11 protein-coding genes are annotated in these 14,216 nt (G+C 59.6%); 7 read left to right on the forward strand and 4 right to left on the reverse strand.

Translation table 11 applies throughout. The features are described from left to right. Positions 1-5: 5 nt before the first annotated feature. From ACIOWE_RS17430 to thiO, 4 genes are read left to right on the forward strand one after another with little or no spacing between them, the layout of a single operon-like run. Positions 6-485 (forward strand): PilX N-terminal domain-containing pilus assembly protein, encoded by a 480-nt coding sequence (locus ACIOWE_RS17430; protein WP_401393763.1) that lies wholly within the window; start codon positions 6-8, stop codon positions 483-485. Beyond that, a complete protein-coding gene (locus ACIOWE_RS17435) occupies positions 472-3,555 on the forward strand; it encodes a pilus assembly protein (protein ID WP_401393765.1) in 3,084 nt (1,027 codons plus the stop codon). The genes ACIOWE_RS17430 and ACIOWE_RS17435 overlap by 14 nt, the downstream gene beginning before the upstream one ends. A gap of 15 nt (positions 3,556-3,570) precedes the next feature. Beyond that, positions 3,571-3,972, forward strand: a complete 402-nt coding sequence (locus ACIOWE_RS17440; protein WP_401393768.1) for a type IV pilin protein — start codon at positions 3,571-3,573, stop codon at positions 3,970-3,972. Positions 3,973-4,029: 57 nt separating this feature from the next. Further along, the gene (gene thiO, locus ACIOWE_RS17445; protein ID WP_401393771.1) at positions 4,030-5,130 is read left to right on the forward strand and encodes a glycine oxidase ThiO; all 1,101 of its coding nucleotides are present in this window, start codon (positions 4,030-4,032) and stop codon (positions 5,128-5,130) included. Positions 5,131-5,263: 133 nt separating this feature from the next. Here thiO and ACIOWE_RS17450 read toward each other — a convergent pair whose 3' ends face one another. The 4 genes from ACIOWE_RS17450 to ACIOWE_RS17465 all read right to left on the reverse strand — a co-directional run bounded on the left by ACIOWE_RS17450 (position 5,264) and on the right by ACIOWE_RS17465 (position 9,562). After that, complete coding sequence (locus tag ACIOWE_RS17450; RefSeq protein ID WP_401393773.1) at positions 5,264-6,610, reverse strand: sigma-54-dependent transcriptional regulator; 1,347 nt, start codon at positions 6,608-6,610, stop codon at positions 5,264-5,266. Beyond that, the gene (locus tag ACIOWE_RS17455) at positions 6,607-8,196 is read right to left on the reverse strand and encodes a sensor histidine kinase (protein ID WP_401393872.1); all 1,590 of its coding nucleotides are present in this window, start codon (positions 8,194-8,196) and stop codon (positions 6,607-6,609) included. The genes ACIOWE_RS17450 and ACIOWE_RS17455 overlap by 4 nt, the downstream gene beginning before the upstream one ends. Continuing rightward, entirely contained in the window at positions 8,186-8,419 is a 234-nt protein-coding gene (locus tag ACIOWE_RS17460; protein WP_242489480.1) for a PP0621 family protein, read from the reverse strand. Before ACIOWE_RS17460 ends, ACIOWE_RS17455 begins: the two co-directional genes overlap by 11 nt. Before the next feature lie 126 nt (positions 8,420-8,545). Then, positions 8,546-9,562, reverse strand: a complete 1,017-nt coding sequence (locus tag ACIOWE_RS17465; protein WP_201236754.1) for an outer membrane protein assembly factor BamD — start codon at positions 9,560-9,562, stop codon at positions 8,546-8,548. A gap of 151 nt (positions 9,563-9,713) precedes the next feature. Here ACIOWE_RS17465 and rluD point away from each other — a divergent pair, with 151 nt between their 5' ends. From rluD to clpB, 3 genes are all read left to right on the forward strand, one after another. After that, complete coding sequence (rluD, locus tag ACIOWE_RS17470; protein WP_401393777.1) at positions 9,714-10,676, forward strand: 23S rRNA pseudouridine(1911/1915/1917) synthase RluD; 963 nt, start codon at positions 9,714-9,716, stop codon at positions 10,674-10,676. Then, the gene (gene pgeF, locus ACIOWE_RS17475; RefSeq protein WP_401393779.1) at positions 10,673-11,395 is read left to right on the forward strand and encodes a peptidoglycan editing factor PgeF; all 723 of its coding nucleotides are present in this window, start codon (positions 10,673-10,675) and stop codon (positions 11,393-11,395) included. Before rluD ends, pgeF begins: the two co-directional genes overlap by 4 nt. 130 nt (positions 11,396-11,525) lie before the next feature. Then, positions 11,526-14,090, forward strand: coding sequence for an ATP-dependent chaperone ClpB (gene clpB / locus ACIOWE_RS17480; RefSeq protein WP_401393781.1), 2,565 nt, complete (start codon positions 11,526-11,528; stop codon positions 14,088-14,090). The last annotated feature ends 126 nt before the right edge of the window (positions 14,091-14,216 follow it).

The raw sequence follows: 14,216 nt of genomic DNA on the forward strand, positions 1-14,216 counted from the left end.
GAGCAATGATGATTTCTTTGCGTCAGCGTCAGGCACAGCGCGGCATGGTGCTGCTGGTCAGTCTGGTGTTTCTGCTGTTGCTGACGGTGATTGGCCTGTCATCGATGCAGAGCGCCAACCTGCAGGAAAAAATGGCCGGCAGTGTGAGTCTGCGCAATCAGTCGTTCCAGACCGCCGAAGCAGCGTTACGCGTGGGCGAGAGCGCAGTACAACTGGACAGTTATTCGTTGGCGGTGTGCAGCGGCGCGACGCAATGTGCGCCACCGGCAGAGTCATCGGTGATCAGTGCGGCCGGGCTCAATTCGACCTCGGGGGTGACCTGGATCGCCGCCGGCAATGGCTTTTATGGTGTGCAGAATATCGGGACGACACTCACCGCCGTCAATGTGCCGAGCAACACCTCGGCGACGCTGTATCGGGTGACCGCTGTCGGCATTGCCGGCACTTCGCGTAGCGTGGTGGAGAGTGTCTATGCGAAGTATTGAACGCTATGTATCGCTGCTGATTGGCATGCTGATGAGTTTCTATCTGGCCGCGCCGGCTTATGCGTTCACGCCGTCCGATTCGCCACTGCTGAGCGCCGCGGCAGTACCACCGAATGTCATGCTGCTGATCGACGACTCGGGAAGTATGAACAGCATCATTTACGCGGCGGGGTTCGATCCGACCGTTGACCGCACGCCGGCCCGGCAGTGCAACGCGCTGCTCGGCCTGTGCCTCAGTTCGACGGCGATCAGCGGCGACCCGATATTTCTATCGAGCCTGCCGACCTCAGGTTGTTCCGGTGGCGCATACGCGTTCTACAACAACAGCCTGGCGCCGCTGTGCCTGAAACTGCCAGACCCGGTGGGCAGCGGTAATACCCGATATTCAGGGGATTACATTTCTTATGTGGTCGGGCTGGCCATCAACAACGGCACCCGCGACTTCACCACCGGGGCCATTCCCAACGACTACCGCATCAACGTTGCACGCAACGTTTCCACGGCGCTGGTGACCAGTAACCGGACCTTGCGTATGGGCCTGTCGACGTTCAATCCGGCCACCAGCAACAACTCCGGCAATGGTGGCTACATTGCCCGTTCCATCGCCGATCTGTCGCCAGTCTCCGGCAGCGTCACCCAGGCGCAGGCGGACACCAACTACAACGCGCTGATTTCAGCGATCAATAACTTGAGTGCCGTGGCCAACACGCCGTTGGCCGAAACCTATTACGAAATTACCCGCTACATGCGCGGCATGGCGCCGTACTACAACTCCACGCCAGCCACGTATACCAGCCCAATCCAGTATCGCTGTCAGAAAAACTACGGTGTGGTGATTACCGACGGTTTGCCGACCTATGACCGAACCTTTCCAACCAACGATCCACTGGGAGGTAGCCGCTTGCCGAACTGGGACGGCGTCAACAATGACGGCAATAACCTCAATGGCGACAACGAGGGCGACACGCTGTATCTGGATGACATCGCCAAGTTCGCCTTCGATATCGACATGCGCTCGACGGGCACCGATGCGGCAGGCAAGAGCTGGAACGCGGTGGACTTCCCCAAGCAGAACATGAACACCTACACCGTGGGTTTCACCGCGAATAACGACATGCTCTCGGACGCGGCGAGTTACGGGCAGGGCCGGTACTATCAGGCGACCGACAGCACCGGTCTCAATGCCGCATTGTCGTCGGCGCTGAGCGACATCACCTCCAAGGCCGGTTCCGGCGGCAGCGGTGTCACCAGTGGCACCACGCTTGCCAGCGGCACCAGTTATTTCCAGACCAGTTACGACCCCAAGGACTGGCGCGGTACGATCAAGTCCTTCGGCTTTACTTCGGCCGGCGCGGTCAATACGTCTGCGACCCTCTGGACCACCGACACCACCATTGTGCCGGGCGCGACCGCGCCGACTTACCAGTCGTGGAATACCAGCAGCAGCGCGGCGGTGACGCTGGCGTATGGCAATTTTTCCGCGACCCAGCAGACCACCCTGAGCCAAGGTTTGCCCACCGGCATCACCGGCAATGATCTGGTGGAATGGAGTAAAGGCACCAACAAGACCGGGCTCAAGGTGCGCACGGTGTTGCTGGGCGACATCATCAACTCGCCACTGGTGCTGGCTTCACCTACGGATAAAACCGCCTCCGACCTCTCGGGTGATACTACTTACACCAGTTACCTGACCACCAAAGCGGCGAACATGAATGCCAGTCTGGTGGTGAACGCCAACGACGGTTTCGTCAACGTGATCAACTCGGCCAACGGCACCCGGCGTTATGCCTACATGCCGTCCAGTGTGTTGCCGTCTCTGCGGCTGATTGCCGATCCGAATTACATCAACGGCGTCAGCCACAAGTTTCTGGTGGACGGGCAGGTTGGCGTGTATGACGCGCAACTCAACAGTGCCTGGAAAACTCTCGCCATCGGCGGTACTGGTGCCGGCGGCAAGACATTTTATGCATTGCAACTGTTCGACGCCTCGGCGGGCAACGTCCTTCGCGCACTTTGGGAAGTCAGCGCACCGGCCACCGCGAGCACCGCCAACGCTTTTAATGATCTGGGTTACGCCTATGCGCGGCCGGAAGTGGCACGCTTGGCCGATGGGCGTTGGGCCGCGTTTATCGCCAACGGTTACGGCAGCAACTCGGGTGTGGCGGCGCTGTATGTGCTGGATGTGCGGGATGGTTCGCTGATCAAGAAAATCGTCATCGACAGCACGGAAACCACCAACGGTCTGTCCTCTGTGAAGCTCAAGGTCGATTCGCAAAATGTCGTCCAGGCGGCCTATGGCGGTGACTTGAAAGGGCGGCTGTGGAAGTTCGACTTGAGCGCCACTTCGACCGACAGCTGGGGCGTGGCGTTTTCCGGCAAGCCGTTATTCACAACGGCGGGCGGGACGACTCAGCCGATCACCGCGCAGCCGTTGCTGGCCGACAATTCACTGGGCGGCAAACAGATCTTCGTCGGCACCGGCAAGTTCAACGAAAGTGCCGACAAAACCAACAAGGATTTGCAGGCGTTCTATTCGGTCTGGGATGCCGATGGCGGCTCGGGGCAGCTCACCGTCAGCAGTTTGCAGGCACAGGCAGTGACGGGCGTATTCTCCGGCAGTACCGGGCAATTCATTACCACGACCCAGAACGACACGACGTATCCGGGCGAGAAGGGCTGGTATCTGCCGTTGGTGTATAACAACGCGCTGACCGGCGAGCGGGTGATCAATCAGGCCAGTCTGGTGCTTGGGCGGATCATCTTCACCACGGCGAGCGTAGATACCACTGACCCTTGTTCCAGCTTCGGCACTGGCAAACTGGTCGAACTCGATGCGTTCAGCGGTAAGATGCTCAACTACGCGGTGCTCGATACCAACAACGATGGCGTGGTCGACAGCAATGACACGATTTCCAGTGGCGTGATATTCACCGGCGGTATTCCGACCCTGAACGCCATCGTCAACGGCGCAACGCGCAAGATTGTGAACGACTCCAGTGGCGGCATTACCACCCTGGTGGAAAAATCCGGCGGCGGCAGCCGTCGTATCATGTGGCGACAAATACAGTAAGCGAGAGTTTGAGGCATGCGCAGATCCAACCGAGGCTTTACCCTGATCGAAATCATGATCGTGATTGCGATCATCGGGATCATGCTCACCATCGGCCTTCCAAGCTACACCGAATATGTGAAAAAGGGCCGGCGCGCCGAAGTGGTGTCGCTGCTCTCGGAGCAGGCGCAGAGCCTCGAACGTTTCTACACCAAAAACAATATCTACACCGGTATCACCGGTCTGAGTAGCGGCAACGATTTCTATACGATCACGCCGACGATCACAGACCAGACCTTCCTGCTGACCGCTACCCGCAAGACGGGCACGGCCATGGCTACCGACAAATGCGGGGATTTCACCCTGACCAACACCGGTGTCAGAAGCATGAACAACGCGACCACCGGGCTGACCACCAAGGATTGCTGGGGCCGCTGAGGCGCTTTCTTTCGGGCGTCTTTTGCGCCCACTGTCTTTTTTACGGTTGGATCAAACATGACCAGGCAACAGCAAGTGGTGATTGTCGGTGGCGGGGTGATTGGCCTGCTGACCGCCTACAATCTTGCTTCCGAAGTGCGCAGCGTGGTGCTGCTCGATCGTTCGAACGTCGGCCAGGAATCGTCCTGGGCCGGTGGCGGTATCGTTTCTCCGCTCTATCCGTGGCGCTACAGCCCGGCAGTCACCGCGCTGGCGCATTGGTCACAGGATTTTTATCCACAGCTCGGCGAGCGCCTGTTTGTTGATACCGGGGTTGATCCTGAGGTTCACACTACCGGCCTGTATTGGCTGGATCTGGATGACGAAGCCGCAGCGCTGGCCTGGGCCGAGCGCGAGAATCGCCCGTTGCGTGCTGTGGATATCTCGGCGGCACATGACGCGGTGCCGGTGCTTGGCAGTGGATTTTCGCGGGCGATCTACATGGCCGATGTGGCCAATGTGCGTAACCCACGCTTGGTCAAATCGCTGAAAGCGGCGTTGCTGGCGCTGCCGAACGTAACCATTCACGAACAGTGCGAAGTCAGCGGTTTTGTTCGCGAGGGTGAGCGGGTGATCGGCGTTCAGACGTCGACTGGCGTGATCTCTGGCGATCAGGTTGTGCTGACGGCGGGTGCCTGGAGCGGTGATCTGCTCAAGACGCTGGATCTGACGTTGCCGGTCGAACCGGTCAAAGGCCAGATGATTCTCTACAAATGTGCAGCGGACTTTCTGCCGAGCATGGTGCTTGCCAAGGGGCGTTATGCGATTCCGCGCCGCGACGGTCATATCCTGATCGGCAGTACGCTGGAACACGAAGGCTACGACAAGACGCCGACTGATATGGCGCTGGAAAGCCTCAAGGCTTCAGCGGTGGAGTTGCTGCCGGCGCTGGCGGACGCTGAAGTGGTCGGGCACTGGGCGGGTTTGCGTCCGGGTTCGCCGGAGGGCATTCCGTATATTGGCCAGGTGCCGGGGTTTGACGGGTTGTGGCTGAACTGCGGGCATTACCGCAACGGCTTGGTACTGGCGCCGGCGTCGTGCCAGTTGTTTGCCGATGTGATGCTGGGACGAGCGCCGATTATTGATCCGGCGCCGTATGCGCCTGCGGGCCGCATCTAGACAGTTAGTTTTTTTACTGCTTGGCAGACGGCTTTCGCGAGCAGGCTCGCTCCCACAGTTAACCTCGGGCGCTCACAGATTTTGTGTTCACCGCCGATCCAATGTGGGAGCGAGCCTGCTCGCGATGGGGCCCTCAATCCAGCCCCAATTTCTTCAGCCGATAGCGCATCGACCGAAACGACAGACTCAACCGTTGCGCCGCCGCCGTCCTGTTCCAGCGGGTTTCCTCCAGTGCCTGCAAGATCAGCTTCCTCTCGACGTTCTCCAGATAATCTTCCAGGTTGTCGATCTGCGTCAGATCCGCAATCGCGCCATCCGCCGCGCAGTTACCTTCGCTCAACCTTAGATCTTCAGTCTCGATCATGCGGTTCTCGCACAAGGTATGCGCCCGTTCGAGGACGTTTTCCAGCTCCCGCACATTGCCCGGAAAGCGGTAATTCTTCAGTGCCTCCAGGGCCTGCGGATGCAGGCGTGCCGCCGCTTGGCCGGTATCCTTGGCCAAGCGCTTGAGCATGTGAGCCGCCAGCACTTCAATGTCATCGCGGCGTGCGCGCAGGGACGGCACACGCAATTCGATCACGTTGAGACGGTAATAGAGGTCCTGACGAAAGCGCTCGGCGGTGACCTCTGCATCGAGGTCCTTGTGGGTTGCGCAGAGAATCCGCACATCAACCACGGTTTCCTGCTGACCGCCGACGCTGCGCACGGCTTTCTCCTGAATCGCCCGCAACAGTTTGACCTGCATCGACAGCGGCAAGTCCGCCACTTCATCAAGAAACAGCGTGCCGCCATGCGCGGCCTGAAACAGACCCGGTTTGTCCTCGACGGCTCCGGTGAAACTGCCTTTGCGATGGCCAAAAAACTCGCTTTCCATCAGCTCCGATGGAATCGCCCCACAGTTCACCGGCACGAATGGCTGACCGGCACGCGGGCCTTGTTCGTGAATCAGTCGCGCCACCAACTCTTTGCCACTGCCGGACTCGCCGCTGATGTACACCGGCGCCTGGCTGCGAGCGAGTTTGTCGATTTGCTTGCGCAGATTGCGCATTGGCAATGAATCGCCCAGCAACCGTCGATCAATCCTGATCGAAACGCCTCCCGCCGCCGGCATGCGCAGGGCCGTCGCGACCAGTTCGCGCAGCCGGGTCAGGTCCACCGGTTTGGTGAGGAAGTCGAACGCCCCGGCCTTCAACGCGTTGATTGCCGTTTCGAGGCTGCCATAGGCGGTGATCATCGCCACCGGCAATTGTGGATAACGTTGCTGAATGTGCTGTACCAACTCAAGCCCCGTGCCGTCGGGCAGGCGCATGTCGGTCAGGCACAGGTCGAAAGTCTCGCGGTGCAACAGCGCCTGGGCTTCCGTCAGATTGCGTGCGCTGAAGGTGTCGAGCTTCATCCGGCCCAGGGTGATTTCCAGGAGTTCGCGGATGTCCGGTTCGTCGTCGACGATGAGGATTTTTTGCCGTGGGCTCGTGTTCAACTTTGTTTCCGTCCGTGAGCAAAGGTGATGCGAAAGCAGCCGCCGCCTTGGCGTGGTTTGAAGTCTAGGCGCGCTTGGTTGCTTTCGCACAGCTCACGGGACAGATAAAGCCCAAGGCCGGTGCCCTGGTTGCTGGTCGTGAAGAACGGCTCGAATAAATGGGCCTGCTCATCAAGGGCCACGCCGGGACCGTTGTCCTGCACTTCGAGTACCGCCAACTGGCTGTCAGGGTCAATGAACAGGGCCAGCCAGAGTTCGGCTTGCTCGTGCAGAAGTCCGCTGTGACGCCAGCCATTGCGTAACAGATTGTCGAGAATTTGTGTGAGCTGGTTGGGGTCCATCAGGGTGCTGAAGTCGCCCGAGTTGATCCGCAAATGAATCAGCTGGCGCTCAGTGGCCTGTTCGCGGCTTTCGGCGACGAAGTTTTCCAGCCATGGTTTGAGATCCAGGCGTTGCGGGGCGCTCTGCTGGCGGCGGGACAGTTGCAGGACGTTTTCGATGACTCGATTCATGCGCTGGGAGTGATCTTGAATGATCTGCGTCAGACGCCGATCCGCGCCATCGAGTTCCTCGGATTCCCCCAGCAATTGCGCGGCGTGACTGATGGCGCCCAGTGGATTACGAATTTCGTGAGAAATACCGGCGGTCAAACGCCCCAGTGCGGCGAGTTTCAGTTGCTGGGCCTGCTGGGCGATTTGCGCGAGGTCTTCGAGAAACACCAGAGTTTGCTGGTTGGGGCTCTGCTCGAGGGCGATAAAGCTCGGCTGCAGTTCCAGGCCGTTACCGGGGATTTTCAGGCTCTGTGGGCGCAGGGTCGGGTTGTTCATCCACAGTTGCAGGCGATCGACCAGCGCGGTGGAGTAGTCGTCGATCAAATGGCCTTGAAGATGCGACTGCGCGAGTAAGGTCTGCGCGCTCTGGTTGGCCAGTTGCACCCGCCGTTGCGCGTCGATTACCAGGATCCCGGTGCGCATGCGTTGCAGGATCAGCGCGTTGAGCGCTTCCAGTCCGACAACTTCACTGGCTTTCTGCTCGGCCAATATTTCACTGACTTCCAGTCGCCGGATCAGCCCCTGCACCAGCAACGAGGCGGCAAAACACAGCGCGCCGAGGGTGCCGGCCTGCAAGTATTCATTGGCGCTCAGGGGATGGCTGAAACTCAGCAGAAAGCTCAAGGCGACAATGCCGAGGGCGCCAATGGCCGCGATCAGCAGGCCGATGCGTCGGCGCAGCAGGGTGTTGCTGATTGCCACCGAGACCACCAGCAAATTGCCGAGGGCACTGGCGACGCCGCCCGCTGCATAGAACAGGCCACACAACAGCAACACATCCACCAGCGCCAGACTGAACAACTGCGCCGGGCGCCGGGTGTTCTCGAGGAACACCACCAGCAGGATGTTCAGCACCAGATACAGCCAACTGCCGCCGCGCAGCAGATCGTCGTTGGCCGACGTCAGCAGGCGGTTGTCCATATTGCTGGAGATCAGCAGCACCAGTGTGATGCCGACGCTCAAACGGTAGAGATGATAAAGGCGCAGCAGACGCTGAGCCTGTTTGTGATCGGCGTTGGCGGCCTCAGCGATCACTGGCACCCGGGCCTTGCTCGAGATGAGCCTGGCTGCAATACCACTGTTGTTGAAGGCTCAGCGCGCGGTCGCGGGGCAGGTGTACGCCACAATGCGCGCAGCGCACCATCGGCGAGGCATCTTGCTGGCGCGGGGAGGGCGCGGACGAAGCAGGGGCCTTGAATTTGCGCCACAGCCATACCGCAGCAAAAATCAGGGCGATCCAGAATATTAAACGAAGCATGATGAGCAGCTTTTCGATTGATGATCCGGCAGTTTAGCCAAGGACCTGACCAGCGCACAGCGGATTAAAGCGCGGAAACGAAAAAGGGAGATCCGCAGATCTCCCTTTTCTGTGCATCCGGTGTGATCAGTCGAACACGCCGAAAGTCATGTAGCTGAACCACGAGCGATCGGTGTTGCTCGATTCCGGCTCCGGCTCTTCGATCACGTCGCCGTTCTCGTCTTTAGGTTTGAGCTCGTTCGGGATCGCATCTTTCGCGTCCTGGAACTGCTTCTGCACGTCCTGGTTGGCGCGGGTCTCTCCCGGCGGCAGTGGTGGACGCGATTCGATCAGGCCCAAAGTCGCCTTGCTCAGGAACGAACGGTTGTCGGCTTCGGCAACCCGTGGCACGAACTGGCCGTCTTGCAGGCTCGGGTGGTTCGGGTAGTTGAGCTTCAGGGTTTCCAGGCTGGTGGCCGCCAGATCGTCCAGGTGCAGACGCTGATAGGCTTCAGTCATCACCGCCAGGCCGTCGCCGACCGATGGGGTTTCCTGGAAGTTTTCCACCACGTAACGGCCACGGTTGGCAGCGGCAACGTATGCCTGACGGGTCAGGTAGTAGTCGGCCACGTGGATTTCGTAGGCGGCCAGCAGGTTGCGCAGGTAAATCATGCGCTGCTTGGCGTCCGGCGCGTAGCGGCTGTTCGGGTAGCGGCTGGTCAGCTGGGCGAACTCGTTGTACGAGTCACGCGCTGCGCCCGGGTCACGCTTGGTCATGTCCAGCGGCAGGAAGCGCGCCAGCAGGCCGACGTCCTGGTCGAAAGAAGTCAGACCTTTGAGGTAGTACGCGTAATCGACGTTCGGATGCTGTGGATGCAGACGAATGAAGCGCTCGGCAGCGGACTTTGCAGCTTCCGGCTCCGAGTTCTTGTAGTTGGCGTAAATCAGCTCCAGCTGCGCCTGATCGGCGTAGCGACCGAACGGATAACGCGACTCCAGAGCCTTCAGCTTGGCTGTGGCGCTGGTGTAGCTGTTGTTGTCCAGGTCAGTCTGAGCCTGCTGATACAGCTCGGCTTCGCTGAGGTTTTCGTCTACGACTTCCTTCGATGAGCAAGCAGCGGTCAATGCGAGGATGGCGATCAGCAGCAGGTGTTTCACTTGCATGGCGGCTTGCGTCCCTATGACGGCCGCTGTCTTGGGCGGGGCCGTCCTGTTATGATGAGCGCCCCGTTGAAAAGCCTCGGGGCAAAAGACGCCGTATTTAACCACAAGCGCGCAGCCGAAACCAAAAGCTGTGCCGACGCACAGTCAGAGCATGTCCGATAAAATTGAACTTCGCGCAGAGGTGCCGTCCGAATTGGGCGGCCAACGCCTCGATCAAGTCGCTGCCCAACTCTTCGCTGAGCACTCACGCTCGCGCCTTTCCGCCTGGATCAAAGAAGGTCGCCTGACTGTGGACGGGGCGGTCATCCGCCCTCGCGACATCGTGCACGGCGGTGCCATCCTTGAGCTGACTGCCGAGCAGGAAGCCCAGGGCGAGTGGATCGCCCAGGACATCGAGCTCGACATCGTCTATGAAGATGACGACATCCTGGTGATCAACAAGCCTGCGGGCCTGGTGGTTCACCCGGCTGCCGGTCACGCCGATGGCACCTTGCTCAACGCCTTGCTGCACCATGTGCCGGACATCATCAATGTCCCGCGCGCCGGTATCGTGCATCGTCTGGACAAGGACACCACCGGTCTGATGGTGGTGGCCAAGACCATTCAGGCGCAGACAAAACTGGTTGCCCAGTTGCAGAGCCGCAGTGTCAGCCGGATCTACGAATGCATCGTGATTGGCGTGGTGACTGCCGGCGGCAAGATCAACGCGCCGATCGGTCGTCACGGCCAGCAGCGCCAGCGCATGGCGGTGATGGAGGGGGGCAAGCCTGCCGTCAGCCACTATCGCGTGCTGGAGCGTTTCCGTTCCCACACCCACGTACGGGTGAAACTGGAAACCGGCCGTACTCACCAGATCCGTGTACATATGGCGCACATCAACTTCCCGTTGGTGGGCGACCCGGCGTACGGCGGTCGTTTCCGTATTCCGCCGGCGGCGAACCTGAACATGGTCGAAACCCTCAAGAACTTTCCGCGGCAGGCTCTGCACGCGCGGTTCCTTGAACTCGATCACCCGACGAGCGGTCAGCGCATGAGCTGGGAATCGCCGTTACCGGAAGACTTCGTCTGGCTGCTGACCCTGCTTAAACAGGATCGCGAGGCTTTCATCGGATGAACTGGCTGACGCCGGACTGGCCCGCGCCGGCCAGCGTCAGGGCCTGTGTCACCACCCGCGAGGGTGGTGTCAGCGAGGCGCCGTTCGACAGCCTTAATCTGGGCGATCATGTTGATGACCGCCCGCAGGACGTCGCCGAGAACCGTCGGCGCCTGACCGATCACTTCTCTATAAAGCCTGCCTGGCTGCAGCAAGTGCACGGCATTGTCGTGGCTCATGCTGATCCGGACGTGGTGGCAACCGCCGACGCCAGTTGGACGGCCACCCCCGGAATTGCCTGTGCGGCGATGACGGCGGATTGCTTGCCGGCATTGTTCTGCGACCGTGCAGGTACTCGCGTTGCCGCTGCGCACGCCGGTTGGCGTGGTCTGGCGGCGGGTGTGCTTGAAGCGACGCTCGACACGTTGGATGTACCGGCAGACGACGTGCTGGTCTGGCTCGGTCCGGCCATCGGCCCGCAAGCCTTTGAGGTCGGCCTGGAAGTTCGGGAAGTCTTCATCAATCAATTGCCTGAAGCAGCCGATGCCTTTGTACCGAGCAGCAATGCCGGCAAGTTCATGGCTGACATCTATAAGCTGGCTCGCCTGCGTCTGGCTGAACGTGGTGTCACCGCTGTTTATGGCGGCGGTTTCTGCACCGTCACCGATCCGCGCTTCTTCTCTTATCGCCGTGCCTCGCGCACTGGTCGCTTCGCCTCCCTTATCTGGCTCACCCGCTAGACTTGCCTGACCTGAATCAACCCACTGACGCTTGAATCTTCCAGAATCGACCGCATCTATAGCGGTATCTGGCAGGTTTCTTTATTCAGGATGGTTTTTAGGTCCGGCCTGCTCAAAAGGAAGGTGACTTATGCGAATAGACCGTTTAACCAGCAAATTGCAGTTGGCCTTGTCCGACGCCCAGTCGTTGGCAGTCGGCCACGATCATCCGGCCATCGAGCCGGCGCACTTGATGCAAGCCATGCTTGAACAGCAGGGTGGTTCGATCAAACCTCTGCTGATGCAGGTGGGCTTCGACGTCAACAGCTTGCGAAAAGAGCTGACCAAAGAGCTCGACCAATTACCGAAAATCCAGAACCCGACCGGCGACGTCAACATGTCGCAGGACCTGGCGCGCCTGCTCAATCAGGCTGATCGCCTGGCTCAGCAGAAGGGCGACCAGTTCATTTCCAGCGAACTGGTACTGCTCGCCGCGATGGACGAGAACAGCAAGCTCGGCAAGTTGCTGCTCGGCCAAGGCGTGAGCAAAAAAGCTCTGGAAAACGCGATCAACAACCTGCGTGGCGGCGAAGCGGTGAATGACGCCAACCACGAAGAGTCGCGGCAGGCGCTGGATAAATACACTGTCGACCTGACCAAGCGTGCCGAAGACGGCAAGCTTGACCCGGTGATCGGCCGTGACGACGAGATCCGTCGCACCATTCAGGTTCTGCAACGCCGCACCAAGAACAACCCGGTGCTGATCGGTGAGCCTGGTGTGGGTAAAACCGCGATTGCCGAAGGTCTGGCCCAACGCATCATCAACGGCGAAGTGCCGGACGGCCTTAAAGGTAAACGTCTGCTGTCGCTTGATATGGGCGCGCTGATTGCCGGTGCCAAGTATCGCGGTGAGTTCGAAGAGCGCCTGAAATCGCTGCTCAACGAACTGTCGAAGCAGGAAGGGCAGATCATTCTGTTCATCGACGAACTGCACACCATGGTCGGCGCCGGCAAGGGCGAAGGTTCGATGGACGCCGGCAACATGCTCAAGCCTGCACTGGCCCGCGGCGAGTTGCACTGCGTCGGCGCGACCACGCTCAACGAGTATCGCCAATATATAGAGAAGGACGCGGCGCTCGAGCGACGCTTCCAGAAAGTGCTGGTGGATGAGCCGAGCGAAGAAGACACCATCGCTATCCTGCGTGGCCTCAAGGAACGTTACGAGGTTCACCACAAGGTGGCGATCACCGACGGCGCGATCATCGCGGCAGCGAAGCTCAGCCATCGTTACATCACTGATCGGCAACTGCCGGACAAGGCCATCGACTTGATCGATGAAGCCGCCAGCCGTATCCGCATGGAAATCGACTCCAAGCCGGAAGTGCTCGATCGTCTGGAACGTCGCCTGATTCAGTTGAAAGTGGAATCCCAGGCACTGAAGAAAGAAAGCGACGAAGCGGCGATGAAACGCCTGGAAAAACTTCAGGAAGAAATCGCTCGCTTGGAGCGCGAGTATTCGGACCTGGAAGAAGTCTGGAACTCGGAGAAAGCCGAGGTGCAGGGTTCTGCACAGATTCAGCAGAAGATCGAACAGTCGCGTCAGGAACTGGAAGCTGCACGCCGCAAGGGTGACCTGAACCGCATGGCCGAGTTGCAGTACGGGGTGATCCCGGATCTGGAACGCAGCCTGCAAATGGTCGATCAGCATGGCAAGAGCGAAAACCAGTTGCTGCGCAGCAAGGTGACTGAGGAAGAAATCGCTGAAGTCGTGTCGAAGTGGACCGGCATCCCCGTGTCGAAAATGCTCGAGGGCGAGCGCGACAAGCTGATGAAGATGGAAAGCCTGTTGCACAAACGGGTGATCGGCCAGGAAGAGGCGGTGGTCGCTGTGGCCAACGCAGTACGGCGTTCGCGTGCCGGGTTGTCCGACCCGAATCGTCCGAGCGGCTCGTTCATGTTCCTCGGCCCGACCGGTGTCGGTAAAACCGAGCTGTGCAAGGCGCTGGCCGAATTCCTCTTTGATACAGAAGAGGCGATGGTGCGGATCGACATGTCCGAGTTCATGGAGAAACACTCCGTGGCTCGCTTGATCGGTGCGCCACCGGGATACGTCGGCTACGAGGAGGGCGGTTATCTGACCGAAGCAGTACGCCGCAAGCCTTACTCGGTGATCCTGCTGGACGAAGTCGAGAAGGCGCATCCGGATGTGTTCAACATCCTCTTGCAAGTGCTTGAGGACGGTCGTCTGACTGACAGCCATGGCCGTACGGTGGACTTCCGCAATACAGTGATCGTCATGACCTCGAACCTCGGTTCGGTGCAGATCCAGGAACTGGTCGGTGATCGTGAGGCCCAGCGCGCGGCAGTAATGGACGCGCTGACTTCGCACTTCCGTCCGGAATTCATCAACCGGGTCGATGAAGTGGTGATCTTCGAGCCACTGGCGCGGGATCAGATTGCGGGCATTACCGAGATCCAGTTGGGTCGCCTGCGTACGCGTCTGGCTGAGCGTGAGCTGAAGCTGGAACTGAGCCCAGAAGCCATGGATAAGCTGATTGCCGTCGGTTACGACCCGGTCTATGGCGCGCGTCCACTGAAACGGGCGATTCAGCGCTGGATCGAAAACCCGCTGGCGCAATTGATCCTCTCGGGTCATTTCATGCCAGGTGATACCGCCACCGGCGCTGTCGAGAACGACGAAATCGTTTTCAACTAAGTCCAAACGCCAATGAAAATTGGCAGGCCCCACATTGTGGGGCCTTTTTTTTCGTTAGGCTGTTGAACTCAAAGGAAAAGGCTTGTAAAGTGCGCCCCGCAGTCAGTCGCCAAGACGGTCTCAGCT

The sequence above is a fragment of the Pseudomonas sp. NPDC087598 genome (assembly GCF_044743525.1).
Taxonomy (GTDB): Bacteria; Pseudomonadota; Gammaproteobacteria; order Pseudomonadales; family Pseudomonadaceae; genus Aquipseudomonas.

Excerpts from the sequence above, each read along its gene's own strand:
- ACIOWE_RS17430 (WP_401393763.1), top strand. The coding sequence starts at position 6 with ATGATGATTTCTTTGCGTCAGCGTCAGGCACAGCGCGGCATGGTGCTG.
- ACIOWE_RS17435 (WP_401393765.1), top strand. The coding sequence starts at position 472 with ATGCGAAGTATTGAACGCTATGTATCGCTGCTGATTGGCATGCTGATG.
- ACIOWE_RS17440 (WP_401393768.1), top strand. The coding sequence starts at position 3,571 with ATGCGCAGATCCAACCGAGGCTTTACCCTGATCGAAATCATGATCGTG.
- thiO (WP_401393771.1), top strand. The coding sequence starts at position 4,030 with ATGACCAGGCAACAGCAAGTGGTGATTGTCGGTGGCGGGGTGATTGGC.
- ACIOWE_RS17460 (WP_242489480.1), bottom strand. The coding sequence starts at position 8,419 with ATGCTTCGTTTAATATTCTGGATCGCCCTGATTTTTGCTGCGGTATGG.
- ACIOWE_RS17465 (WP_201236754.1), bottom strand. The coding sequence starts at position 9,562 with ATGCAAGTGAAACACCTGCTGCTGATCGCCATCCTCGCATTGACCGCT.
- rluD (WP_401393777.1), top strand. The coding sequence starts at position 9,714 with ATGTCCGATAAAATTGAACTTCGCGCAGAGGTGCCGTCCGAATTGGGC.
- pgeF (WP_401393779.1), top strand. The coding sequence starts at position 10,673 with ATGAACTGGCTGACGCCGGACTGGCCCGCGCCGGCCAGCGTCAGGGCC.
- clpB (WP_401393781.1), top strand. The coding sequence starts at position 11,526 with ATGCGAATAGACCGTTTAACCAGCAAATTGCAGTTGGCCTTGTCCGAC.